General features: G+C 61.3%; 19 protein-coding genes and 1 riboswitch. Of the genes, 13 read left to right on the forward strand and 6 right to left on the reverse strand.

Translation table 11 applies throughout. The annotated features are described in order from the left end of the window. Positions 1–10: 10 nt before the first annotated feature. Both SFY93_RS24375 and SFY93_RS24380 read left to right on the forward strand, forming a co-directional pair. Positions 11–538, forward strand: a complete 528-nt coding sequence (locus SFY93_RS24375; protein ID WP_320444923.1) for a DUF3455 domain-containing protein — start codon at positions 11–13, stop codon at positions 536–538. A 140-nt stretch (positions 539–678) separates the two neighbouring features. Continuing rightward, positions 679–1,383 carry an SDR family oxidoreductase gene (locus SFY93_RS24380; RefSeq protein WP_120292835.1) on the forward strand — a complete coding sequence of 235 codons (705 nt, stop codon included), beginning with the start codon at positions 679–681 and terminating at the stop codon, positions 1,381–1,383. A 22-nt stretch (positions 1,384–1,405) separates the two neighbouring features. Here the strand turns inward: SFY93_RS24380 and ybaL are convergent, their stop codons facing one another. Further along, positions 1,406–3,097, reverse strand: coding sequence for a YbaL family putative K(+) efflux transporter (ybaL, locus tag SFY93_RS24385; RefSeq protein WP_320444924.1), 1,692 nt, complete (start codon positions 3,095–3,097; stop codon positions 1,406–1,408). A 256-nt stretch (positions 3,098–3,353) separates the two neighbouring features. Continuing rightward, positions 3,354–6,032 (reverse strand): alanine--tRNA ligase, encoded by a 2,679-nt coding sequence (gene alaS, locus SFY93_RS24390; protein WP_320444925.1) that lies wholly within the window; start codon positions 6,030–6,032, stop codon positions 3,354–3,356. A 272-nt stretch (positions 6,033–6,304) separates the two neighbouring features. Continuing rightward, a riboswitch (glycine riboswitch) is annotated at positions 6,305–6,399 on the forward strand. 140 nt (positions 6,400–6,539) lie between these two features. Between alaS and gcvT the strand changes: the two genes are divergently transcribed. From gcvT to gcvP, 3 genes are all read left to right on the forward strand, one after another. Then, complete coding sequence (gene gcvT / locus SFY93_RS24395) at positions 6,540–7,703, forward strand: glycine cleavage system aminomethyltransferase GcvT (RefSeq protein WP_320444926.1); 1,164 nt, start codon at positions 6,540–6,542, stop codon at positions 7,701–7,703. 11 nt (positions 7,704–7,714) lie between these two features. Beyond that, a complete protein-coding gene (gene gcvH / locus SFY93_RS24400) occupies positions 7,715–8,080 on the forward strand; it encodes a glycine cleavage system protein GcvH (RefSeq protein ID WP_320444927.1) in 366 nt (121 codons plus the stop codon). A 62-nt stretch (positions 8,081–8,142) separates the two neighbouring features. Further along, entirely contained in the window at positions 8,143–11,007 is a 2,865-nt protein-coding gene (gene gcvP / locus SFY93_RS24405) for an aminomethyl-transferring glycine dehydrogenase (RefSeq protein ID WP_320444928.1), read from the forward strand. Between the two features lie 42 nt (positions 11,008–11,049). On the opposite strand, the gene SFY93_RS24410 is transcribed toward gcvP, so the two are convergent. Both SFY93_RS24410 and SFY93_RS24415 read right to left on the reverse strand, forming a co-directional pair. Beyond that, entirely contained in the window at positions 11,050–11,547 is a 498-nt protein-coding gene (locus SFY93_RS24410) for a YciE/YciF ferroxidase family protein (protein WP_068735876.1), read from the reverse strand. Positions 11,548–11,660: 113 nt separating this feature from the next. Continuing rightward, positions 11,661–12,833, reverse strand: a complete 1,173-nt coding sequence (locus SFY93_RS24415) for a M20 aminoacylase family protein (protein ID WP_320444929.1) — start codon at positions 12,831–12,833, stop codon at positions 11,661–11,663. A gap of 165 nt (positions 12,834–12,998) precedes the next feature. Between SFY93_RS24415 and SFY93_RS24420 the strand changes: the two genes are divergently transcribed. From SFY93_RS24420 to SFY93_RS24440, 5 genes are all read left to right on the forward strand, one after another. Next, positions 12,999–14,618: a GMC family oxidoreductase gene (locus SFY93_RS24420; RefSeq protein ID WP_320444930.1), complete on the forward strand. Its 1,620-nt coding sequence runs from the start codon at positions 12,999–13,001 to the stop codon at positions 14,616–14,618. 77 nt (positions 14,619–14,695) lie between these two features. Then, a complete protein-coding gene (locus tag SFY93_RS24425) occupies positions 14,696–15,646 on the forward strand; it encodes a metallophosphoesterase family protein (protein ID WP_320444931.1) in 951 nt (316 codons plus the stop codon). Positions 15,647–15,658: 12 nt separating this feature from the next. Beyond that, complete coding sequence (locus SFY93_RS24430; RefSeq protein ID WP_089265065.1) at positions 15,659–15,988, forward strand: cupredoxin domain-containing protein; 330 nt, start codon at positions 15,659–15,661, stop codon at positions 15,986–15,988. Between the two features lie 79 nt (positions 15,989–16,067). Next, entirely contained in the window at positions 16,068–16,631 is a 564-nt protein-coding gene (locus SFY93_RS24435; protein ID WP_320444932.1) for a sigma-70 family RNA polymerase sigma factor, read from the forward strand. Continuing rightward, on the forward strand, positions 16,628–17,380 hold the full coding sequence (locus tag SFY93_RS24440; protein WP_320444933.1) for an anti-sigma factor family protein: 753 nt from the start codon (positions 16,628–16,630) through the stop codon (positions 17,378–17,380). Before SFY93_RS24435 ends, SFY93_RS24440 begins: the two co-directional genes overlap by 4 nt. A gap of 3 nt (positions 17,381–17,383) precedes the next feature. Here SFY93_RS24440 and hpnO read toward each other — a convergent pair whose 3' ends face one another. Further along, on the reverse strand, positions 17,384–18,775 hold the full coding sequence (gene hpnO, locus SFY93_RS24445; protein WP_089265067.1) for an aminobacteriohopanetriol synthase HpnO: 1,392 nt from the start codon (positions 18,773–18,775) through the stop codon (positions 17,384–17,386). Between the two features lie 99 nt (positions 18,776–18,874). Between hpnO and SFY93_RS24450 the strand changes: the two genes are divergently transcribed. Beyond that, positions 18,875–19,582 (forward strand): DUF2147 domain-containing protein, encoded by a 708-nt coding sequence (locus SFY93_RS24450; RefSeq protein ID WP_320444934.1) that lies wholly within the window; start codon positions 18,875–18,877, stop codon positions 19,580–19,582. Here the strand turns inward: SFY93_RS24450 and SFY93_RS24455 are convergent. Then, the gene (locus SFY93_RS24455) at positions 19,572–22,160 is read right to left on the reverse strand and encodes a hopanoid transporter HpnN (RefSeq protein ID WP_175367946.1); all 2,589 of its coding nucleotides are present in this window, start codon (positions 22,158–22,160) and stop codon (positions 19,572–19,574) included. The genes SFY93_RS24450 and SFY93_RS24455 overlap by 11 nt on opposite strands. Before the next feature lie 393 nt (positions 22,161–22,553). On the opposite strand from SFY93_RS24455, the gene ispH reads away from it, so the two are divergent. Both ispH and hpnH read left to right on the forward strand, forming a co-directional pair. Beyond that, the gene (ispH, locus tag SFY93_RS24460) at positions 22,554–23,519 is read left to right on the forward strand and encodes a 4-hydroxy-3-methylbut-2-enyl diphosphate reductase (protein ID WP_320444935.1); all 966 of its coding nucleotides are present in this window, start codon (positions 22,554–22,556) and stop codon (positions 23,517–23,519) included. Between the two features lie 21 nt (positions 23,520–23,540). Next, a complete protein-coding gene (hpnH, locus tag SFY93_RS24465; RefSeq protein WP_093756528.1) occupies positions 23,541–24,710 on the forward strand; it encodes an adenosyl-hopene transferase HpnH in 1,170 nt (389 codons plus the stop codon). Position 24,711 lies beyond the last annotated feature (1 nt).

Here is a 24,711-nt window from a genome sequence, read left to right on the forward strand (position 1 = left end):
GAGGGTTCACATGACCTGCAATACGCCACATGTTTTCAAACGCCCGATCCTGACCACGATTGTCACGCTCTCGCTCAGTGTCGCGGGCGCATTCTCTGCTTTGGCGCAGGTGCCGGATGCGATTGCAGCCCCCGGCGAGACGCAGATCGCCAAGCTGCATGCTGAAGGCGCGCAGGTCTATGAGTGCAAGGCCGACGCTTCAGGAAAGCTGACATGGACGTTCCGCGAGCCGATCGCCACGCTGATGGCCGATGGCAAGACCGTGGGGCGGCACTATGTCGGACCGAACTGGGAATACAGCGATGGCAGCGCGGTGGTCGGTAAGGTGACCGGCAACGCACCGGGCACCACGGCCAAGGACATTCCGTGGCTTCGCCTCGAGGCCACATCGCATCGCGGCAGCGGCATGTTGAGCGGCGTAACCACGGTACAGCGGATCAACACAGTGGGCGGCGCGCTCGCCGGCACCTGCAGCGGCGCCGGCACTTTACAGAGCGAGCCCTATTCGGCCGACTACGTGTTCCTGCGCAAGGGCTAAGGACATTTCGCCGGCGGACACTCCGGCGCGGTGGAGAATGCCAAGCAGGCACAGAGCCAGGCTCCGGGATTTGCGTTTTTACGCCGAACGATTTGCCGCTAGAGCAAGAAGACCAGAAAAACATTCAGGGAGACCGCCTCATGTCATCTAGTAAAGTCGCCATCATCACGGCCGGTGGAAGCGGCATGGGCGCCGCATCTGCGCGTCGCCTTGCAGCCGACGGGTTCAAGGTTGCGATCCTGTCGTCGTCCGGCAAAGGTGAAGCGTTGGCGCAAGAGCTGGGCGGCATTGGCGTCACCGGCTCCAACCAGTCGAGCGACGATTTGAAGCGACTGGTGGATGGCACGCTGGAGAAATGGGGCCGGATCGACGCGCTGGTAAACAGCGCCGGTCATGGCCCGCGTGCGCCGCTGCTCGATATCACCGACGAGCAGTGGCACACCGGCATGGATGTCTATCTTATGAACGTGATCCGGCCAACGCGACTGGTGACACCGATCATGCAGAAACAAAAGTCCGGGGCGATCATCAACATCTCCACCGCATGGGCATTCGAGCCCTCAGCGATGTTTCCGACTTCCGCCGTGTTCCGCGCCGGTCTCGCCTCTTACACAAAATTGTTCGCGGATAGTTTTGCCGCCGACAATGTACGGATGAACAATGTGCTGCCCGGCTGGATCGACAGCCTGCCCGCCACCGAAGAGCGGCGCCAGAGCGTCCCGATGCAACGCTATGGCAAGAGCGACGAGATCGCAGCCACGGTCGCATTCCTCGCATCGGACGGCGCCGGCTACATCACCGGCCAGAATATCCGCGTCGACGGCGGCATGACGCGATCAGTGTAACGACCTGATCGCAACGGCGCGACTAAACGGCCGCCGTCGCCCCGATCTGCAGCAGCATCGCCTTGGCGATTTCCTGTTCGCCCATGATCACGACATTGGCGCCGTGATGCTTGAGATGCGCGATCTCCTCTTCGGAATGGGCGCGGGCAATGATCGGCAGTGTGGGGCTGAGGGCGCGCGCCTTGGCGACGATCTGGCCGCCTTCGAAGGCGTCCGGGATGGCGACGAGCAATCCCCTGGCGCCCATCACATTTGCAGCCTGCAACATGTCCGGCGCCGCGGCATTGCCGGTGACGACCTCAACACCTTCCTTCTGCAGACGCTCGACAACGCCCGGCGTGTCCTCGATCACCAGCAGCGGCGTGTTGTTCAAGCGCAGCGCCCTGCTGACGACGCTGCCGACACGACCATGGCCGACCAGCACGACGTGATCCTTGAGTTGCGTCTCCGGCAACGGGACGCGCGTGACCGCTTTCTCCTTACTGTCCGCAGCGGCCGCTTCACTCGCTGCCGCTGCTTTCGCGTCCTTGTCAGCCAACAAACGATCGAGCAACGCGAAGAACAGCGGATTGAGCATGATCGAGATAATCGCGCCTGCGAGCACGAGATCGCGACCGCGATCCGGCAGCAGACCGAGGCCCACGCCGAGGCTGACGAGAATGAAGGAGAACTCGCCGATCTGCGCCAGCGAGGCGGAGATCGTCAGCGCCGTCGAGGTCGGATAGCCGAACAGCCGGACGATGCCGAAGGCAGCCGCCGATTTGCCGAACAGGATGATGAACACGGTGGCGAGCAGCGGCAGCGGTTCGCGCAGGACGATCGCCGGATCGACCAGCATACCGACCGAAACGAAAAACAACACCGCAAACGCGTCGCGCAGCGGCAGCGTCTCATTGGCAGCGCGCTGGCTGAGTTCGGACTCGCTGAGGATCATGCCTGCAAAGAACGCACCGAGCGCGAACGACACGTCGAAGACGAGGGCTGCGCCGAAGGCGACCCCGAGCGAGATCGCGAACACCGCAAGACGAAACAACTCGCGCGATCCGGTATGCGCCACATAGTGCAGCAGCATCGGGATGACGCGGCGGCCGACCACCAGCATGAAAATGACGAATCCCGCGACCTTACCGAGCGTGATCAGCACCGGCATCGCAAGTGCTGACATACTGGCACCATTGCCCTCGCCTTTAAGCAGGCCAGCGATCGCCGGAAGCAGCACCAGCGTCAGCACCATCGCGAGGTCCTCGACAATCAGCCAGCCGATGGCGATGCGGCCGCGCTCGCTATCCACCAGCCGTCGTTCCTGCAGCGCACGAAGCAGCACCACCGTCGAAGCCACCGACAGCGCGAGGCCGAACACAAGGCCGCCACCGAACGACCAGCCGAGTGCCTCGCCAAGCCCGATGCCGAGCAGCGTTGCCACGGCGATTTGCACGATGGCGCCGGGGATCGCGATATTCTTGACCGAGAGCAGATCCTTCAGCGAGAAATGCAGGCCGACGCCAAACATCAGCAGGATGATGCCGATCTCCGCGAGTTCATTGGCGATATTCTGGTCCGCCACATAGCCGGGCGTAAATGGGCCCATGAAGACGCCGGCGAGCAGATAGCCGACCAGCGGCGACACGCGAATGCGCTGTGCGATCAGGCCGAGGATGAATGCCAGTACGAGGCCGACGACGACGGTGGAAATCAGCGGGGTGTTATGCTCCATGCCGCTTTTTGCCGCATGGGCGCGTGGGATGCCACCCTTAACGAGGGCTACTCATGGTCGCAGGCGCGAGCGGTCACGTCATCGCGAGATGGGGTTGTGTGACCCACACTGCCATTCCGGGGCGCGATCTCAGCGAAGCTGAGAGCGAACCTCAGCCATTCCAATTGGAATGGCGGGGAATTTCGACATAGTAAAACACTACGGGATTCCGGGTTCGCGCCCACCTGGCGGCGTTCGCGACACCGGAATGACGAGATTAGTTGCCGATCGCCGCTTCGATCGCCGCCAGCGCCGCATCGGCCTTGGCGCCGTCCGGACCGCCGGCCTGCGCCATGTCCGCCCGCCCACCGCCGCCTTTACCGCCCAAGGCTTCAGAGGCGAGCTTCACCAGATCGACAGCGCTGAAACGCTTGGTCAGATCCTCGGTCACACCGACCACGACGCCGGCCTTGCCGTCTTCACCGACATTGATGATCGCGACAACACCCGAACCAAGCTGCTTCTTGCCGGCATCGGCAAGGCTCTTGAGATCCTTCATCTCGATGCCCGTGACGCTCTTGGCCATCAGCTTGACGTCGCCAACGGTCTTGACGTCTGCGGATGCGCCACCAGCGGTCGGTGCGCCAGCCACAGCACCGCCGCCCATGGCGATGGTCTTCTTCGCCTCGGAGAGCTCACGCTCCAGCTTCTTGCGCTCGTCCATCAGCGCAGCGATGCGGGCCGGCATGTCGTCGAGCGTCGTACGAAGCTCGTTCGCAGCGGTCTTGGCGAGCTGCATCGTCTCGTTGGCGTGATGACGTGCATGATTACCGGTCAGCGCCTCGATACGCCGCACGCCGGATGACACCGCGCTTTCGGCGGTGACCGAGATCATGCCGATATCGCCAGTCCGCTTCACATGAGTGCCGCCGCAGAGTTCGACCGACCAGCCGAGCGCGTTACCGTCACCCTGCCCCATTATGACGACCCGAACTTCATCGCCATATTTTTCTCCGAACAGTGCACGGGCACCAGCCTCACGGGCATCATCCACCGCCATGAGGCGCGTGGTGACTTCGTCGTTTTCGAGCACGACTTTATTGGCAATGTCTTCGACACGGCGGAGCTCTTCCGCCGTGATCGGCTTCTGATGCACAAAGTCGAAACGTAGACGATCAGGCGCCACCAGCGAGCCGCGCTGAGCGATGTGATCGCCGAGCACTTGACGCAACGCTTCATGCAGAAGATGGGTCGCAGAATGATTGCGGCGGATTTCACCCCGTCTGGTTGAGTTCACAACCAGACGAACTGCGTCGCCGACCTTCAGGCCATAGTTTTCTATATGGACGTGATGAACGAAGAGATCGCCTGCCTTCTTTTGAGTCTCACGAACTTCACCAATGATGGCACCGTCTGATGCGCGCATGAGTAACCCGGTATCACCGACTTGGCCGCCGGACTCCGCATAGAACGGCGTCTGGTTGAAGATCACTTGGCCGCCCTTACCGGGCTTTATCTCGGTCACCTCGGGGCCGCCCTGCACTATCGTCTGTACGACGCCTTCCGCAGACTCGGTCTCATAGCCGAGAAATTCCGTCGCACCGAGTTTTTCACGCAACTCGAACCAGATCGCTTCGGTCGCGGTCTCGCCGGAGGAAAAGCGCGACGCGCGGGCCTTCTGTTTCTGCTTCTCCATCGCATCGGTGAAGGACGCTATATCGACCGAGATGCCGCGGTTGCGCAGCGCATCCTGGGTCAGATCGAGCGGGAAACCGTAGGTGTCGTACAGCGTGAACGCAGTCTCGCCGTCGAACATGTCGCCCTTCTTCAGCGACGCGCTCTTGTCGTCGAGAATGCCGAGGCCGCGGTCCAGCGTCTTGCGGAAGCGCGTCTCTTCGAGGCGCAGCGTTTCTTCGATCAGGCTCTCGGCGCGCACCAGCTCAGGATAGGCCTGGCCCATCTCGCGCACCAACGCCCACACCAGGCGCCACATCAATGGCTCCTTGGCGCCGAGCAACTGGCCGTGACGCATGGCGCGGCGCATGATCCGGCGCAGCACATAGCCGCGGCCTTCATTCGACGGCAGCACGCCATCGGCGATCAGGAACGAGGATGCGCGCAGATGGTCGGCGATCACGCGGAGCGAGGCCTTCATCGGGCCCTGCGGATCGGCGCCGGTGAGATCGGCGATGGCGCGGATCAGTGCGACGAACAGATCGATGTCGTAATTATCGTGCTTACCCTGCAGCACCGCAGCGATGCGCTCGAGGCCCATGCCGGTGTCGATTGACGGCTTCGGCAGCGAGATGCGGTTGCCCGGCGCAAGCTGGTCGAACTGCATGAACACCAGATTCCAGATCTCGATGAAACGGTCGCCATCTTCATCCGGGGATCCGGGAGGACCGCCGGGAATCTTGTCGCCATGGTCGAAGAAGATTTCCGAACACGGACCGCAGGGGCCCGTATCGCCCATCTGCCAGAAATTGTCCGAGGTCGGGATGCGGATGATCTTGGAATCCGGCAGGCCGATCTTCTTCCACAGTTCAAAAGCTTCGTCGTCTTCGGAATAGACGGTGACCAGCAGGCGGTCTTTCGAGAGACCGTACTCCTTGGTGATCAGGTTCCAGGCGAGCTCGATCGCGCGTTCCTTGAAATAGTCGCCAAACGAGAAGTTACCGAGCATCTCGAAGAATGTGTGATGGCGCGCGGTGTAGCCGACATTGTCGAGATCGTTATGCTTGCCGCCGGCGCGGACGCATTTCTGCGAGGTCGTGGCACGCTGGTAAGGCCGCTTCTCTACGCCGGTAAAAACGTTCTTGAACTGCACCATGCCGGCATTGGTGAACATCAGCGTGGGGTCGTTGCGCGGCACCAGCGGCGACGACGACACGATGTCGTGACCATTCGCCGCGAAGTAATTCAGAAATGCCGACCTGATCTCGTTAACGCCGCTCATATCAGTCCCATTGCGCCCAAGACTTGTTACGTTCAAGACTTGGCGCCTAAAAATCGCCCACGGCCAAATTGTTTGAAGATTTGCCGCCGGCCAATGCCACAACCGGTTGCTTTTAGACCGGGGGCACTAGGCCTGTCCAGAAACTGTGCAAGGGGATTACAAGGGATCATTCAAGCGGATCAGGGGCTTGCCGCAACAGCACAGGGCCGTTGATAGGTGCCGCAACCGCGTTGACAGATTCAGGGAACGCATGCTCTTGTGCCGGCGTTGAAAGACGTCACGTCGGGAGAGACTGGCCCCTGTTTGGGCCGGCGCCGAAGGAGCAACCGCCCCGGAAACTCTCAGGCAAAAGGACCGCGTGACAGGTTAGCATCTGGAAAGAGATGCCTTTGAGCCCGAACGGGCCGATGGCGTCCGCCGACGGGATAATACTCTCAGGCACAGCGACAGATGGGGCTCGTACAGGCACTCCGGGAATGGTCCCGGGGAACCGCGAGGACCCGTCATATGTCTGCTGTCGATACGCTGCCGACCGATAAACCCTCAACTTTGAAACAAACGCCGCTGCACGCCCTCCACGTCGCCCGTGGCGGCAAGATGGTGCCCTTCGCGGGTTATGACATGCCGGTGCAATACGCCACCGGCGTGCTGAAGGAGCACCTCCACACCCGTGCTGCTGCCGGCGTATTCGACGTCTCCCATATGGGCCAGCTCACCTTGCGGGCGAAGTCCGGCAAACTCGAAGACGCCGCTTTGGCGCTCGAAAGACTGGTGCCGATGGACATTCTGGCGCTGGCACCGGGGCGTCAGCGTTATGCCCAGTTCACCAATGAGGCCGGCGGCATTCTCGACGACCTGATGGTGGCGAATTTCGGCGATCACCTGTTTCTGGTGGTGAACGCTGCCTGCAAGGACGAGGACGAGGCGCATCTGCGCGCGCATCTCTCCGACAGCTGCATTATCGAGACCCTGCCCGACCGTGCACTGATCGCCCTGCAAGGGCCAAAGGCCGCGGATGTGCTGGCAAAATTCTGCCCGGAAGCGCCGGCAATGAAGTTCATGGATGCGGGCCCGCATCAGGTGAACGGCATTGCCTGTTTCGTCTCGCGCTCCGGCTACACCGGCGAAGACGGCTACGAGATCTCGATCCCGAACGATCAGGCCGAGGCCCTTACCTCCTCCTTGCTCGATCATCCCGACGTGCTGCCGATCGGCCTCGGCGCCCGCGACAGCCTGCGTCTTGAAGCTGGGCTGTGCCTCTACGGCCATGACATCGACACGACGACCACGCCCATCGAAGGCGGGCTGAACTGGTCGATCCAGAAGAGCCGCCGCACCGGCGGCGCCCGCGCCGGCGGTTTTCTCGGCAGCGACCAGGTCCTGGCGCAGCTCGATGGCGGCGCGCCGCGCAAGCGCATCGGTCTGCTGCCGGAAGGCCGCGCGCCAGTGCGCGAAGGTGTGCTGCTGTTTGCGGACGCGACCTCCACCGAATCGATCGGCAGCGTCACCTCGGGCGGCTTCGGCCCCAGTCTCGGCGCGCCAATTGCAATGGGCTATCTGCCCAGCGCGCAGGCAGCCGACGGCACCACCGTCTATGCCGAGCTTCGCGGCCAGCGGATGCCGATGAAAGTGTCACCCATGCCCTTCGTCCCCCACAGCTACAAGCGTTGAGGAACTGCCCCATGACCACCCTGTACACCGAAGACCACGAATGGCTGCAGATTGACGGCGACGTCGTCACCGTCGGTATCACCGACTACGCGCAGTCACAGCTTGGCGATGTCGTGTTCGTCGAACTGCCCAAAGTCGGCCGCGCACTGAAGAAGGCCGAAGCCGCCGCCGTGGTCGAGTCGGTCAAGGCCGCCTCCGACGTCTATGCGCCGATCACCGGCGAGGTCGTCGAGATCAACGACGCGCTCGCCGTCGAGCCTGCGCTGGTGAATTCCGATGCGGACGGCAAGGCGTGGTTCTTCAAGCTCAAACTCGCCGACAAGAGCGAGCTCGAAGGCCTGATGGATGCCGACGCCTACAAAGCCCACACCGCCTAGTCGTCATGCCCGGGACAAGCCTGGCCATGACGAGCTTCTGAAATTCGTTCGAGGAACAACAGATGACCCTGAACAAATCTTCCGGCGACGTCGCCACCGATTTCGTCCGCCGCCATATCGGCCCTTCGCAAGCCGATATTCGTGTGATGCTTGAAGCGGTCGGCGCGAAAAGCCTGTCCGCACTGATGGGCGAGACGCTCCCTGCCTCGATTCGCCAGAAGGCGCCGCTCGATCTCGGCCGCGCGCTCAGCGAAACCGAGGCGCTGGCGCATATGACCGAGATGGCGGCCAAGAACGCGGTGTTCACGTCGCTGATCGGCCAGGGCTATTCCGGCACGGTTCTGCCGACGGTGATCCAGCGCAACATCCTGGAGAACCCGGCCTGGTACACGGCCTATACGCCGTATCAGCCGGAGATCAGTCAGGGCCGACTCGAGGCGCTGTTCAACTTCCAGACCATGATCTGTGACCTCACCGGTCTCGACGTCGCCAATGCGTCGCTGCTCGATGAAGCAACCGCCGCCGCCGAAGCCATGGCGCTGGCCGAGCGCGCCTCAAACATTCAGACCAAGACCTTCTTCGTCGACCATGAAGTTCATCCGCAGACCCTCGCGGTGCTGCGCACCCGCGCCGAGCCGCTCGGCTGGAAGCTTCAGATCGGCAATCCGCTAACCGATCTCGACAAGGCCGACGTGTTCGGCGCGATCCTGCAATATCCGGGCACGACGGGCACCGTGCGCGATTTCAAGCCGGCCATCGCCGCCCTTAAAGCGAAGGGCGCGCTCGCCGTAGTCGCCGCCGACCTGCTGGCGCTGACGCTTTTGGCCTCGCCGGGCGAACTCGGCGCAGACATCGCGATCGGCTCGGCGCAGCGCTTCGGCGTGCCGATGGGATACGGCGGTCCACATGCCGGCTACATGTCGGTGCGCGACGCGATCAAGCGCTCGATCCCGGGCCGCCTTGTCGGCCTCTCCATCGATTCCCGCGGCGAGCCCGCCTATCGCCTCGCGCTGCAGACCCGCGAACAGCATATCCGCCGGGAGAAAGCGACGTCGAATATCTGCACCGCGCAGGTACTGCTCGCCGTCATCGCGTCAATGTATGCGGTCTATCACGGCCCCGAAGGCCTCAAACACATCGCCCGCACGGTGCATCGCCGCACACTGGTGCTGGCCGCCGGCCTGAAGAAGCTCGGTTTCGCGCCGGAGAGCGAAGCGTTCTTCGATACGCTGACCGTGACCGTTGGCGACAAGCGCGACGGCATCATTGCCGCAGCCCAGGCCGAGAAGATCAACCTGCGCATCGGTGACGGCACGATCGGCATCGCGCTCGACGAGACCACGACGCCGGAGACTGTGGAAGCCATCTGGCGCGCCTTCGGCGGCAAGCTTGGCTATTCAGACGTCGAGCATGGCGTCAGCGACGCCCTGCCCGCCTCGCTGAAGCGGAGCTCGGCCTTCCTCACCCATCCCGTCTTCCACAGCCATCGCTCCGAGACCGAACTCCTCCGTTACATGCGGAAGCTCTCGGACCGCGATCTCGCGCTCGACCGCGCGATGATCCCGCTCGGCTCCTGCACCATGAAGCTGAACGCGACCACCGAGATGATGCCGTTGACCTGGCCCGCTTGGGGCTCGCTGCATCCATTCGTGCCCCGCGAACAGGCCGCCGGCTATCACCAGCTTTTCGCGACACTGGAAAAGTGGCTATGCGACATCACCGGCTACGACGCTGTATCGCTGCAGCCCAATTCCGGCGCGCAGGGCGAATATGCCGGCCTGCTCGCGATCCGCGCCTATCACGCGGCGCGCGGTGACAGCCATCGCAATATCTGCCTGATCCCGTCATCGGCGCACGGCACCAATCCTGCCTCGGCCAGCATGGTCAATATGGATGTGGTTGTCGTCGCCTGCGACAAGCGCGGTGACGTGGACGTCAACGACCTGCGCATCAAGGCCGAGAAACACGCGGCCAATCTCGCGGCAATCATGATCACCTATCCGTCGACCCATGGCGTGTTCGAGGAGCATATCCGCGAGATCTGCGAGATCGTCCACGCCAATGGCGGTCAGGTCTATCTCGACGGCGCCAACATGAATGCGCAGGTCGGCCTGTCGCGCCCCGGCGATTACGGCGCTGATGTCAGCCATCTCAACCTGCACAAGACCTTCTGCATCCCGCATGGCGGCGGCGGGCCGGGCATGGGCCCGATCGGCGTCAAGGCGCATCTGGCGCCCTATTTGCCCGGTCATCCCTCGGCCAACGGCGATGTGCCGGTGGGTCCGGTCTCCGCCGCGCCTTACGGTTCGGCGTCGATCCTGACAATCTCCTACATCTACATCCTGATGATGGGTGGTGCAGGCCTCACCTCGGCCACCGAACTCGCGATCCTTAACGCGAACTACATCGCCACCCGGCTGCATCCGCACTTCCCGGTACTGTATCGCAACGAAAAGGGTCGCGTGGCGCATGAATGCATCATCGATCCACGCGCATTCAAGACGTCTGCCGGCGTCACCGTCGACGATATCGCCAAGCGCCTGATCGACTACGGTTTCCACGCACCGACCATGAGCTTTCCTGTCGTGGGGACGCTGATGATCGAGCCGACGGAATCGGAATCGAAACTCGAACTCGATCGGTTCTGCGAGGCGATGATCGCGATCCGCAAGGAGATCACGGATATCGAGAGTGGCCGCTGGAACGTCGAGGCGTCACCGCTGCGTCATGCACCGCATACCGTGCACGATATCGCGGATGACGACTGGAAGCGCGCTTATACCCGCGCGGAAGGCTGTTTCCCGGCCGGCACCTCGCGCACCGACAAATACTGGTGCCCGGTGGGTCGCGTCGACAACGTCTATGGCGACCGCAATCTGGTGTGCTCATGCCCGCCGATGGAAGACTACGCGCAGGCCGCGGAGTGAAATGAGAAGGGCCACCCGCACGGTGCGGGTGGCCCTTTCCGATCAAGCCGCAGCAGCCAGATTGACTGCCGATTTCGCCAGCACCGACAGTGACTCATCGGTCTTCTTTTCCTGATTGAGCGTCTCGTCGAGCAGCCGCACTGCGTCCTTCATGCCGAGTTCCGTGGCCCAGGCCTTCAAGGTGCCATAGCGCGAGATCTCATAGTGTTCGACAGCCTGCGCCGCAGCAAGCAGGCCGGCATCGAGCGAACTCGTGCCCTTGTACTCGTCCATGATCTCCTTGCCTTCATCGAGGATACCCATGATGGCATCGCAGGTCTTGCCGCGGGCGGGCTTGTCCAGCAGCTCGAAGATCTGTTCCAGGCGCTCGACCTGGCCTTCGGTTTCGTCGTGATGCTTTTCGAAAGCGGCACGCAATTTGTCCGAGGTTGCGGCCTTGGCCATCTTCGGCAGGGCTTTCAGGATCTGCTTTTCCGCGAAGTAGATATCCTTGAGCGTATCGAGAAAGAGGTCGTTGAGGTCTTTGTCTTTAGTCGCCATGACGCGCACTCCGTTAAGCCAGGGGTTGTTTCCCGCGGCTCAACGTCACCTGTTGTGTCTTGTTCCTGAGGTTGTGACGCAACTATTAAAAATCATTGCGTGGACGCCCGCTGTCAGGCCGCCAGCGTGGTCTCCACCAGCTTCACCCAATAGGACGTGCCGTAGACGATGGCGTCGTCGTTGAAATTATAGGCGGGGTGGTGCAGCCCGGCGCTGTCGCCATTTCCGCAGAAGATGAAGGCGCCGGGGCGCGCTTCCAGCATATAGGCGAAGTCTTCGGCGCCCATCACCGGCGGCATGTCGATATTGACCTTCTCAGCCCCGGATATTTCGCTGGCGACGCGCACCGCCATGTCGGTCTCGGCGCGGTGGTTGACCACGACGGGATAGCCGCGGTCATAGTCGAGCACGATCTTCGCGCCGGTCTGCAGCGCGACGCCGTTGACCACCTCGTTCATGCGCTTCTCCATGAGATCACGCACCTCGGCGTTCAACGTCCGCACGGTGCCGCGCAGTTCAGCGGTAGCCGGGATGACGTTGCTGGCATGCCCGGCATGGAATTCACAGATCGACAGCACCGCGGATTCCAGGGGATTGACGGTACGGGAAACGATCGTCTGCAGCGCCATCACGAGCTGCGAGCCGACCAGCACGGAATCGATGGTCTTGTGCGGATAGGCGGCATGGCCGCCCTTGCCCTCGATCTGGATCGAGATGCGGTCCATCGCCGCCATGATCGGACCCGGACGCAGCGCGAAGGAGCCGACCGGCATGCCGGGATTGTTGTGCATGCCATAGACCTGATCGATCTTGAAACGGTCCATCAGGCCGTCCTTGATCATCGCCGCCGCACCCGCACCGCCCTCTTCGGCCGGCTGGAATATGACGACGGCATCGCCCGCGAAATTGCGTGTTTCGGCGAGATATTGCGCCGCGCCCAGCAGCATGGACGTGTGGCCATCGTGACCGCAGGCATGCATCTTGCCGGGGGTCTTCGAGGCGTAAGGCAGATTGGTCTCTTCCTCGATCGGCAGCGCGTCCATGTCGGCGCGCAGCCCGATCACCTTGTGCTCGCCGGAGGCCGGCTTGCGGCCCTTGATGACGCCAACGACACCGGTTCGTCCCAGGCCCGTCACAACTTCGTCGCAACCGAACTCCTTCAACCGCTCCGCCACGAAGCCCGCGGTCCGGTGCACGTCATACATCAGCTCTGGATGGGCATGCAGGTCACGGCGCCAGGCCATGATTTCCGGTTGCAGATCGGCGACGCGATTGATGATGGGCATGGGTCAGGATCTCGATGCGGTGGAACGGCGATATCCTTGTCTAGCATGTTGCGTGCCAACGGCCCACCCCACCGGTCCCATCACACGCTGTACAGACGCCCGCGGCCTCGCTAATCCCTTTCGGCACGGCAAGTAAGACCGTGGAACGGATGCGGCAGGGAAACGATGACGACACGGCTCGAGGGTGATTTTGACTATATCGTGGTTGGTGCAGGTACCGCCGGCTGCATCGTCGCCAATCGCCTCTCGGCAGATCCCGCCAAGCGCGTCCTCATCCTGGAGGCCGGCGGCAACGACAACTGGATTTGGTTTCACATCCCGGTCGGGTACCTTTTCGCCATCGGCAATCCTCGCTCCGACTGGATGTTTCGCACCGAGCCCGAGCCCGGCCTCAATGGCCGCGCACTGGCCTATCCGCGTGGCAAGGTGATCGGCGGCTCCTCTGCGATCAATGCCATGATCTCGATGCGTGGTCAGGCGGCCGACTACGACCACTGGCGCCAGCTCGGCCTCAATGGTTGGGGCTATGACGATGTGCTCCCGGCGTTCAAGACATTGGAAGATCATTTCCTTGGCGCCAGCGAACACCATGGCGCAGGCGGCGGCTGGCGCATCGAAGAACCACGGCTGTCCTGGAAAGTACTCGACGCCGTCGGCGATGCAGCGGCCGAAATGGGCATTCGGAAGACCGCCGATTTCAACACCGGCGACAATGAAGGCATCGGCTATTTTCACGTCAACCAGAAGCGCGGTCGGCGCTGGTCATCGGCCCGCGGCTTTCTCAAGCCCGCGCTGAACCGCCCGAACCTGCGGCTCGAAACCAAAGTGATGGTCGATCGCCTGATCGTCGAAAACGGCCGCGCGGTCGGTGTGCGTTTCAGCCAGAATGGTCAGGAAATCGAGGCACGTGCCAAGGGCGAAGTCATCCTTTGTGCTGGGGCGGTCGGCTCACCGCATCTGTTGCAGCGCTCCGGCATTGGGCCCGCGGAGTGGCTGTCCACCGCTGGCGTCGACGTCACGCTCGACCGCCAGGGCGTCGGCCGTAATCTGCAGGATCACCTGCAGCAGCGTGCGATCTACAAAGTCTCCGGCGTGCGCACGCTGAACGAGACCTACTACAATCTGTTCCGCCGTGGCTGGATGGGCGTCGACTACGCGCTTCGCCGCCGCGGACCGTTGACCATGGCGCCATCGCAGCTTGGCATCTTCACGCGCTCCGATGTCCATCGCGAACGCGCCAATATCCAGTTTCACGTGCAGCCGCTCTCGCTCGACAAATTCGGCGAACCGCTACATCGCTTTCCGGCGATCACCATTGCTGCCTGCAATCTGCAGCCGACATCGCGCGGCGAGATCAAGCTGCGCTCAGCGAAGCCCGATGACGCCCCCACAATTGCCCCGCACTATCTCTCGACGGACGACGACCGTCAGGTTGCTGCCGATGCGATCCGCGTGACACGCAGGTTGATGAAGCAGCAGGCGCTCGCCGCCTATCATCCCGAAGAATATCTGCCGGGGCCATCGGTTGGCGACGATGCGGCGTCCCTGGCCAAGGCCGCCGGCGATATCGGCACCACCATCTTCCATCCTGTCGGGACCGCGAAGATGGGCACGTCATCGGACCCGATGGCAGCGGTGGACGAGCGGCTGCGCTTTTACGGGATCGCCGGATTGCGCGTCGTGGACGCCTCGGTCATGCCAACGATCACGTCGGGCAATACCAACACGCCGACCGCGATGATCGCGGAAAAAGGCGCATCAATGATCATCACGGATTCGCGATAACCTCATTCGGCGGGAATAAATTTCCGCCTTCGCCGATCCAGTCCCCATAGCCCAATCCAGGGCGATGGAGATTGGCGATGAGTGCATTCGATCACGATCATTCCCAGGACGACCCGAGACTGAGCCGTCGAAAGGTACTGGAGTGCATGACCTGGGCCGGCACCGGCGTGCTCTGGAGCATCGCCGGCGGCGTTCCGCACGCCCTTGGGCTGATTGATTCGGCACAAGCGGCAGAGCCCACCGGCCTGACCTTCCTGCAGATCAGCGACAGCCATATCGGCTTCGACAAGCCGGCCAATCCCAACGCCATCGGTACGCTCAAGGAAGCCATCGGCCGGATCAAAGCCATGCCGGTGAAGCCGTCGTTCATGATCCATACCGGCGATATCAGCCACCTCTCCAAGGCCTCCGAATTCGACGATGCCGACCGCATCATCTCGCAGGCGCGGCTCGATGTGCATTACGTTCCGGGAGAACATGATTTCATCGACGAGGAGGTCAAGCTCTACCGCGAGCGCTACGGACGTGGGACCAAGGGCTCCGGCTGGTATTCCTTCGACGCAAGCGGCGTACACTTCATCGGGCTTGTGAACGTCGTCGATCTCAAAGCGGGCGGACTTGGAAACCTCGGCGCCGAACAACTCGCGTGGCTGGAGGACGATCTTCGCGGCCGATCAAAATCGACACCTATCGTGGTGTTTGCGCATATTCCACTCTGGACCGTTTATCCGACCTGGGGATGGGGCACCGAAGACGGAGCACGCGCGCTGGACTACCTCAAGGGCTTTGGCTCGGTCACGGTGCTGAACGGCCATATCCATCAGGTGATGCAGAAAGTGGAAGGCAACGTCACGTTCCACACCGCACGCTCTACTGCGTTTCCACAACCGGCACCGGGTACAGCGCCCTCACCCGGCCCCATGAAGGTGGCCGACGACAAATTACGCGGCCTGCTGGGCATCGCCAGCATCATCTTCAAACCCGGCGATGAACGCCTCGCCATCATCGATACCCAGTTGCAAGGCTGAGGGCATCGCAACATGACATCCGTCGCCTTACGCAACATCTGCATCCGTGTCGCCGTTCTTGCCGTCATGACCGCTTGCATGACAGCGGCGCGCTGCGAAGACCTCGCGGTGATGATCGACAACTTCACCTTCGAGCCGGCGCAGCTCACCATCAAGGTCGGCACGACCGTCACCTGGAAGAACCGAGACGACATCCCGCACGCCGTGGTCTCAGCCGGAAAATTCAGGTCGAAAACGCTCGACACTGACGACAGCTATTCCTTCACGTTCACGTCACCGGGTGACTACGCGTATTTTTGCTCGCTGCATCCGCATATGACGGGGATGATCAAGGTTGAGTAACCGCCAAAACCAAGGCATCACAACGATGCCCGTCCTCTGGAAACCCGGCAGCCGGGCATCGGCCGGCAAGGACAAGTCGATGCCAGCGCACAGAGCTGACGACGATGGCGAAAGGACGCGCCGTTTTCGCGACGCCGCGCTGCCATGCCTCGACGACGTCTATACGCTGGCCCGCTATCTGCTGCGCGATGCCGACGCCGCCGAAGACGCCGTCCAGGAATGCTATCTGCGCGCGCTGAAACATTTCGACAGCTATCGTGGCCCTGCAATCAAACCATGGCTGTTCGCCATCCTGCGCAATATCTGCCATGCGGAGTTCGCCCGTCGCATGAACTCACCAACCGCGATCGCCGAAATCGCCGAGGCAGAGTCGCAGGAAGCGCCGCCGCTCTGGCACGAGGCACAAGCTTCACCGGAAGCCGAATTGCTTCGACGTCGCGATGCCACGACGATCCAACGTCTTGTGAGCACGCTTGCCGAGCCGTTCAGGGAAATCCTCGTGCTGCGAGAAATGCAAAACCTGTCCTACCGCGAGATTTCCGACATCGTCGGCGCACCCATCGGTACCGTGATGTCACGCCTCGCCCGCGCGCGCGCGATGCTCCGGATCGCATGGATGGCTGAAGAGGAGCCGCACAAATGACCTGCGACGAGGCCGAGATCCTTCTTCACGCATTGCTCGATGACGAGCTCGACGCCGGGCATGTCCGTGAGGTCGAGGCGCACATTGCCACGTGCCAACGCTGCGCTGCTCAATTGAATGCCTATCGCGACATGCGATCCGCAATGGCCGCCAGCGATCTGCATTTTACGGCGCCTCCACAGCTACGCCGGCGCATCGAAGCAGCGCCCCCCAAGGCTCACACGCCAAATCGTCGCGCCGTGCTGAAGGGCTTCGCGATGGGATCGGTGTTGTCCGCCGTGGCTGCGACCGGCCTCGTCGTGGTCGTGCTTCGCCATGAAGACGAGCAGCGCATTCTTTCGGAGGTGGTGTCGGCACATCTGCGCGCGCTGCAGGCCGGACATCTCACCGATGTACTTTCCACCGATCAGCATACGGTGAAGCCCTGGTTCAATGGTCGGCTTGACGTGGCGCCGCCGGTTGTCGATCTCACTGCGCAGGGTTTCACGCTCATCGGCGGGCGGCTTGATTATGTCAATGGACGAGCGATCGGTGCCATCGTCTACCGGCGGCGCACCCATGTGATCAATCTGTTCGTTGCACAGACGACAAATGCAGAATCACGGATGGCCAAGATCGAGACCGTTCAGGGCTTCAACATTCGCCACTGGAGCGAGCGCGGCCTGACCTACTGGGCGGTCAGCGATTTGAATGCCGATGAACTTGCTGATTTCGGCAGCAAGGTCGAACTTGCAACGGGAGCGAGCTGAAACCTAGGCTGACTTCCGCACGGCGTTGTCGACCAGCGTCTTGCCGAGCGACCAGATCGCACCAGGAACCTTATGGCTATCGGCGATCACGGTACGGAACGAGTTCTCGATCCACTTTCCGTCGTCCTCGGTGACCACCAGCGGCGGCAGTAGCTTGATCGTGTGACTGCCGTGGCCGGAGACCTGAGTCAGGATCTTCTGCTCCTTGAACAGTGGTACGGTGATCAACTGGCAGAACAGGCCTTTGCTGGCCGACTCCAGGATGTTCCATGATGCCTTGAGGCGCAGCGACTTCGGCGGGCCGAATTCGACACCGATCATCAGGCCCTTACCGCGCACTTCCTTCAGAAGCTCGAATTCGGGAATCATGTTCTGCAGAGCGAGCCGCAATTCGGCACCACGCTTGGCCGCGTTCTCGACCAGCTTCTCGTGCTTCATGATCTCCAGCGTGGCAATGCCGGCGGCCATCGCCAGATCGTTCTTGCCGAAGGTCGAACCATGGACCAGCGAGCGATCCATCCGGTTGAAGATCTTGTCGAAGATGCTTTTTCGCGTCAGCAGCGCGCCAACAGGAACATGACCTCCCGACAAGGCTTTTGCGAGAAGGATCATGTCGGGCTCGACATTCCAGTGCTCGATCGCCAGAAATTTTCCGGTGCGTCCGAGGCCGGTCTGGATTTCATCGGCGATGAACAGCGTGCCGTATTTGCGGCACAGCGCAGCGGCGCCCGACAGGAATTCGTCGGTGGGCAGGTTGACGCCTTTGCCCTGGATCGGTTCGACGATGAAGCCGGCAACCTGCTTGGACGACAGCGCCTTCTCCAGCGCTTCGAGGTCGTTGAATGGCACCGTGGTGCAGCCCGAGAGCAGCGGGCCGAAGCCGGTGCGGAAATTGGTGTCGTCGGTCAGCGACAGCGCGCCATAGGTCAGTCCGTGATAGGCGTGATCGCAATATACGATCCCATCGCGGCCGGTCGCATTGCGAGCAAATTTGATCGCCGCCTCGACGGTTTCCGCGCCCGAGTTCGCGAAAAACACCTTGTCCATATAGGGGACGTTTTCCAGCAGCTTCTCTGAGAGGATACCTGCGAGTGTGGAAACATCCATTTGCACCAAATTGGGCATGTCGGCGTCGAGCACGCTTTTGAGCGCATTCCGCATCACCGGATGGTTCCGGCCAATCGCAAAAACGCCAAATCCGCTCAGTAGATCGAGATAACGGGCGCCGTCCCGGTCGAACAAATACTGGCCGATGCCTCGCTGAAAGCCAACGTCATATCCGATGGTCTTGAGGACTCGAACGAGCTGTTCATTAAGATGGCGCGTATGCATCGAGCTACGCTGCGCCTCCCGTTCAACAAACATCTCGGAAACGTCTAGATTCGGATATACCATGAGTTACATACGTCGGTTGATGGTCGCTTCGTCAACTGAAAACCGTAAATGCGGCGATTTGACTTCGCCGAGAACCGCTACTTAAGCATAGGTCTAAACATGTTGCAGCGCCCACGCATTACTACGCGTACTCTTACATATTGCGGAATCCTTTTTTCGGCAGGCTTGTTTTCGGCAGGGCTGGCTCCCGCATTTGCAGCTGATCCGACCGGCGATTGGAAGGTCGAGGACGGTGTCGCGCATATTCGTGTTGCCGAATGCGGTGGCAGCATGTGGGGGGCCGTAGCCTGGGAAAAGACCCCGGGCGGGATCGACAAGAACAATCCCGATGCCACCAAGAAGGCGCGCCCCACTCTGGGCATCGTGACATTGCTGGACATGAAAAAGAATGCCGCAAACGACAAATGGGCGGGTCAGGTCTACAATGCCAAGGACGGAAAATTCTATAAATCGACGATCAAGCTCGGTGATACTGCTGACGAACTTGAAATCGAAGGATGCGTCCTTGGTTTCCTGTGCGGCGGTCAGACCTGGACGCGCGTAGGCCCGTCGATTCCATCGAGCCCCTCGAACCTCACCGCCAAGGGCGCCCTGCCCAAGGCAGGCACCGCCACCGGCGGCAAGATGGCCCCAGCGGCTACTCCGACAGCTGCTGCTGCACCCAAGGCTGCACCGGCTCCCGCTGCCGGCGCCCCCAAGGCCGCCGCTCCTGCCGGTCAGAAAACTGCTGCAGCGCCGGTGCCGGGACAGCCGGCCGATATCGGCGATATCTGCCTGCTGCCCGAAATCAACAAGGTCACTCACTAGTCTCGCGCGGCTTACCCATAAGAGCCGGCTGGAAGAGCAGCACGGCCGCCAGCGTCACGACAAAGGACATCGCGAGCAGTTTACCCATGCTCGCGGTGCCCGGATGGTTCGACAGCCACAGGCTGCCGAACGCCGTGGCAGTCGTCAGCGCGCTGAAGAAAATCGCGCGTGTCAGCGATGACTGCAGCAAGTTCTTGTAGCCTGCCCGCCAGGCCGTCACATAGTAGATCTTGAACGCCACGCCGACGCCGAGCAGTAGCGGCAGCGCGATGATGTTGGCGAAGTTCAGCGGCAAGCCGATCAACACACAGATCTCCAGCGTAACCGTTCCCGCCACCAGCAAGGGAACGATAGTCAGCAGCACATCGCTGATGCGCCGCAAAGCCAGCCACAGCAACAATGAGATCGAAAGCAGCGCCCAGATGCCCGCGTGAATGAAGGCGGTGACAATGGTGTCGCCCGACTTCAGGATCGAGATCGGACCACCGACGGCGAGCGGCTCGGACTTCAGCACGGCATCAGCGAACTTGCGCAACGTGTCGTTATCATTCGGATCGCCGTTGGGCTGCGCCTCCACGCGGATCTGGCCATCCTTAGTCTTCCACGAATTCACCAATTCGGCTGGCAAGGTCTGCAAACTGATCGGGCTCGCTTGCATCAGATTACGCAACTGCCCCAACGCGAGCTTGAGCGGCACCACAAAGGTCGCCTGCACCTGATCGCGAACAGGCTGGCTTGCATCGGCGGTCTTGGCCAACGCGTCCGCCAGACGCTTCGCGGCGACGGCGCCGGGACTGGTCTGCGTTCCCGCAAGTTTGCGCAGGCTCGCCGCCGAGTCCTTCAGAGAAGTGACGTTTTCCGCATCGGTCGGCGCCTTGTCGATCGACTCGGGATTCAAAGCCGGCTCGAGAATTTTCGCGCCTTCCTGAATCGCCTTCAGCTTGGCGGGCTGATCCTCAGGAACGAAGCTGCCGAGCGAAATCGTACGAGCAACTTCCGGGACCTTGGAGAGACGTTCTTCGACCTGTTTCGCAGCGGCCTCGTTCGGCGCCATGATGTTGACCGCATTGGCGCCGGTGTTCGGATCCTTGCGCAGATCGAGGAAGGTCGCGATCGACTCGACGTTCGGATTGCGCAGGTTGATCGGATTGAAGTCGAACTTCAGGAAGTAGAGCAATGGCAGACCGGCGATCGTGAGCGCCAGTGTGATGCCGATAATCCAGAAGCGCTTCTCTTCCAGGAAACGGTCGACAGGTGCCAGGAACGCATAACCGACGGGCTCCTTTTCGCCCGCGGGATTCAAGAGGTCGAGCAATGCCGGCAGAACGGTGATGCTGGTCAGGAACGCGATCATCATGCCGGCGCCGGCGATCTTGCCGAGTTCGGACACGCCTTTGTAATCGGTCGGCAGGAACGACAGAAAGCCGGCAGCCGTTGCGAAAGCGGCGAGCGACAGCGGCACGGCGCAATATTCGGCCGCCTTCGTCAAAGCGAGCGGCAGATTGTCGTTCTTGTAACGCTCGGAGCGGTAACGCACGCTGAACTGGATGCCGAAATCGACACCCAAGCCGACGAACAACACGGCAAATGCAATCGACAGCAGGTTCAGCGAACCCACCATCATGAGACCGACGGCGGTGGTTGTGGCGAGGCCCACGAATAGCGTTGCGAACACGGCACCGATGATCTTGGCCGAGTGCAGCGCCATCCAGAGGATGACCAGCACGATCAAAACCGTACCGATCCCGTTGACGATGGCTCCATCCTGCACGGTGGAGAATTCCTCGTTTGCGATGGGGACCGGGCCGGTCAACCGCACGCGTGCGCCGTATTCGCCAGCGATGTTCAGGTCGATGGCAGCCTGCCGGATCGCATCTGTCGCGGTCTTGCCGGGCTCAAGCGCGTTGAAGTCGAGGATAGGCTTGATTTCGATGAAGCCACGCTTGTCGCCATCCGTCAGAGGCTTGTCGCTGACCAGCCCGCGCCATGAGAAGGTGCCCTTGCCGTTTTTCAGCACGTCCTCGATGGTCTGCGAGACGGCGTTGAAGGTCGGCGCTGCAGCGTCAAGCTGAAGCTGCCCACGGCGAATGCCGGTAAGGCCGGTCTCCAGCGCGCCGGTGAGACCGCGCAGACTGGGATCGCCGGCCATGATTTCAATCAGGGGAGCAGCTTGCTGGAACTGGCCCGTCAGTTGCGCAACTTCCTTGGTCGGCAGGAACAGCAAGCCGTTTTTCTCGAAGAACGCTCCGCCATCCAATCGGCGAACCGAGTCGAAATCCGTCTTGTTGGTGACCAGCTTCGCTTCCATCGCATTGGCTGCGGCATTGGCGAATTCAGGCGTGGGCGCCTCAACCACCGCGATAATCAGGCGCTCCTGGTCGAAGGCCTTATCGAAGGCAATGTCGCGCTGACGCCAATCGAGATTGGGCGAGATCAGCTTGTTGATGTCTGTATTGATCGAGAAATTCTTCGCCGTGTAATAGCTCGCGCCAATCGAAAGAAGCACACAAACGAGCACCACCGGCAGGGCAAACCGGGTGCAGAAGTTCACGACCGAGACGACAACTCTTGTCAGCACGCTTTTTCTTTCTATTTGGGCGAGGCACGCAAAGAATGCGGTTCACGAGGGAGGGTTCCGCAAACCATTACTTTCGCATTGGATGCGCTTTGCTTTCAGCAATGTGATGGGATGGCATAAAACGTGCTGATCACCGTAGCAACGGCCGTGTTAGCGACGCCTCGTCGCGCCGTAAAGTGACGAACAAGTGAGAGTTTTCAGGTTCTTGGGCGCAACCGCAAGATATTACCGCAAGCCGGCCAGTTGTCGCAAACCACGTTTTCGGTTCGTGATTGCATACTGAGTGATTTTTGTCACACAGAACGGCTCAAATATCCAGCTGGGCTGGATATGTGCCTGATTGTGGTACAGAATTAAGGATTATACCGGAATCGATTATGGACTTTGTACCACGTGCTTGATCGTCGTCCCCTTGAAATCTTTCTGGCTCAGCCGCGCGGCTTCTGCGCGGGCGTCGTGCGTGCCATCGAGATCGTGGAGCGTGCTCTCAAGCGCTACGGGGCGCCGGTCTATGTCCGCCATGAGATCGTCCATAACAAATACGTGGTCGAGAGTCTGAAGGCCAAGGGCGCCATTTTCGTCGAGGAACTCTCCGAAGTACCTCCGAATGCCATGACCGTCTTCAGCGCCCACGGCGTCGCCCGGAGCGTCGAGGAAGAAGCGGCCAGCCGTGGCCTGCCTGTTTTGGATGCAACTTGCCCGCTTGTCACCAAGGTCCACAACCAGGGCAAGCGGTACATGTCCAAAGGCCGTAAGGTCATCCTGATCGGCCACGCAGGCCATCCGGAGGTCGACGGTACCATGGGACAGGTACCCGGCCCGGTTTACCTTGTTCAGAGCGTTGAGGACGTCAAGGCACTGACACTGCCACCGCAGGAACCGGTCGCCTATATCACCCAGACGACCCTCAGCGTGGATGACACCAAGGACATCATTTTAGCCCTGGAACAGCGTTTCAGTGACATTGAGGGCCCCGATACCCGCGATATCTGCTATGCAACACAAAACCGCCAATCTGCGGTAAGAGACCTCAGTAAACTTGTAGACGTCATCCTGGTCGTCGGGGCGACCAACAGTTCCAACTCGAACCGGTTGCGCGAAATCGGCACCGAAGTCGGTGTCGCAAGTTACCTCATTGCCGATGGCAGCGAACTCAACCCCGCCTGGTTGAAGGATGCGCGTGCCGTAGGCATCACGGCTGGCGCATCCGCGCCAGAAGTGCTTGTAGATGACGTGATCGAGACCTTACGGCGGATCGGACCGGTTGCGGTGTCGGTGTTGCCCGGACGTGAAGAGAATATCGAATTCAAGCTACCCGCCGAACTGACCGCGGTTCGATCCACCTTCGTCACGATGTGATGCGCAGAGAGAAAATTCGAAATGGCCATTCCGTTTTTTAAAGAAATGAAGATCGGCTCCTATCTGTTGAAGAAGAAGCTGACTGGCCAGAAGCGCTATCCGCTGGTGCTGATGCTGGAGCCACTTTTCCGCTGCAACCTGGCCTGTGTCGGCTGTGGCAAGATCGACTATCCGAACGCTATCCTCAACCGCCGCATGTCGGCGCAGGAATGTTGGGATGCTGCGGACGAGTGCGGCGCGCCGATGGTTGCGATCCCGGGCGGCGAGCCGCTGATCCACAAGGAAATCGGCGAGATCGTGCGGGGCCTGGTCGAGCGCAAGAAGTTCGTCTCGCTCTGCACCAACGCGCTGCTGCTTGAGAAGAAGCTCGACCTGTTCACGCCATCGCCCTACCTGTTCTTCTCGGTACATCTCGACGGCCTCAAGGATCATCACGACAAGGCCGTGTCGCAGGAAGGCGTGTTCGACCGCGCCGTCTCCGCGATCAAGGCCGCCAAGGCCAAGGGCTTCGCCGTCAACGTCAACGCGACCATCTTCGACGGCCACGCGGCCGAGGACATTGCCAAGTTCCTCGACTACACCGTGGAGCTCGGCGTCGGCGTCTCGATGTCGCCGGGCTACGCTTATGAGCGTGCACCGGATCAGGAGCACTTCCTGAACCGCACTAAGACCAAGAAACTGTTCCGCGACGTCTTTGCGCTCGGCAAGGGCAAGAAGTGGAACATCATGCATTCCGGCCTGTTCCTGGACTTCCTCGCCGGCAACCAGGAATACGAGTGCAAGCCGTGGGGCATGCCCGCGCGCAACATCTTCGGCTGGCAGAAGCCCTGCTACCTGCTCGGTGAAGGCTACACCAAGACCTTCAAGGAATTGATGGACACCACCGATTGGGACACCTACGGCACCGGCAAGTACGAGAAGTGCGCCGACTGTATGGCCCATTGCGGCTACGAGCCGACCGCCGCGGACGCAGCCATCAGCAACCCGTTCAAGGCCATGTGGGTGGCGATGCGCGGCGTCAAGACCTCGGGCCCGATGGCGCCGGAAATCGACCTCACCAAGCAGCGTCCGGCACAGTACGTGTTCTCGTCGGAAGTGCAGAAGCGCCTGTCGGACATCCGCAAGGAAGAAGCTGTCGCCGCTGCCGCCAAGGCAGAGGAAAAGGCCCAGAAAGCTTCGACCGCCGCCTGAG

The organism is Tardiphaga sp. 42S5 (assembly GCF_034044155.1).
In the GTDB taxonomy this organism is placed as follows: Bacteria; Pseudomonadota; Alphaproteobacteria; order Rhizobiales; family Xanthobacteraceae; genus Tardiphaga; species Tardiphaga robiniae.

Excerpts from the sequence above, each read along its gene's own strand:
- gcvH (WP_320444927.1), top strand. The coding sequence starts at position 7,715 with ATGACCACCCTGTACACCGAAGACCACGAATGGCTGCAGATTGACGGC.
- SFY93_RS24435 (WP_320444932.1), top strand. The coding sequence starts at position 16,068 with ATGCCAGCGCACAGAGCTGACGACGATGGCGAAAGGACGCGCCGTTTT.
- hpnO (WP_089265067.1), bottom strand. The coding sequence starts at position 18,775 with ATGGTATATCCGAATCTAGACGTTTCCGAGATGTTTGTTGAACGGGAG.
- gcvP (WP_320444928.1), top strand. The coding sequence starts at position 8,143 with ATGACCCTGAACAAATCTTCCGGCGACGTCGCCACCGATTTCGTCCGC.
- SFY93_RS24410 (WP_068735876.1), bottom strand. The coding sequence starts at position 11,547 with ATGGCGACTAAAGACAAAGACCTCAACGACCTCTTTCTCGATACGCTC.
- SFY93_RS24380 (WP_120292835.1), top strand. The coding sequence starts at position 679 with ATGTCATCTAGTAAAGTCGCCATCATCACGGCCGGTGGAAGCGGCATG.
- SFY93_RS24450 (WP_320444934.1), top strand. The coding sequence starts at position 18,875 with ATGTTGCAGCGCCCACGCATTACTACGCGTACTCTTACATATTGCGGA.
- ybaL (WP_320444924.1), bottom strand. The coding sequence starts at position 3,097 with ATGGAGCATAACACCCCGCTGATTTCCACCGTCGTCGTCGGCCTCGTA.
- SFY93_RS24430 (WP_089265065.1), top strand. The coding sequence starts at position 15,659 with ATGACATCCGTCGCCTTACGCAACATCTGCATCCGTGTCGCCGTTCTT.
- gcvT (WP_320444926.1), top strand. The coding sequence starts at position 6,540 with ATGTCTGCTGTCGATACGCTGCCGACCGATAAACCCTCAACTTTGAAA.
- hpnH (WP_093756528.1), top strand. The coding sequence starts at position 23,541 with ATGGCCATTCCGTTTTTTAAAGAAATGAAGATCGGCTCCTATCTGTTG.
- SFY93_RS24415 (WP_320444929.1), bottom strand. The coding sequence starts at position 12,833 with ATGCCCATCATCAATCGCGTCGCCGATCTGCAACCGGAAATCATGGCC.
- SFY93_RS24420 (WP_320444930.1), top strand. The coding sequence starts at position 12,999 with ATGACGACACGGCTCGAGGGTGATTTTGACTATATCGTGGTTGGTGCA.
- SFY93_RS24375 (WP_320444923.1), top strand. The coding sequence starts at position 11 with ATGACCTGCAATACGCCACATGTTTTCAAACGCCCGATCCTGACCACG.
- SFY93_RS24440 (WP_320444933.1), top strand. The coding sequence starts at position 16,628 with ATGACCTGCGACGAGGCCGAGATCCTTCTTCACGCATTGCTCGATGAC.
- alaS (WP_320444925.1), bottom strand. The coding sequence starts at position 6,032 with ATGAGCGGCGTTAACGAGATCAGGTCGGCATTTCTGAATTACTTCGCG.
- SFY93_RS24425 (WP_320444931.1), top strand. The coding sequence starts at position 14,696 with ATGAGTGCATTCGATCACGATCATTCCCAGGACGACCCGAGACTGAGC.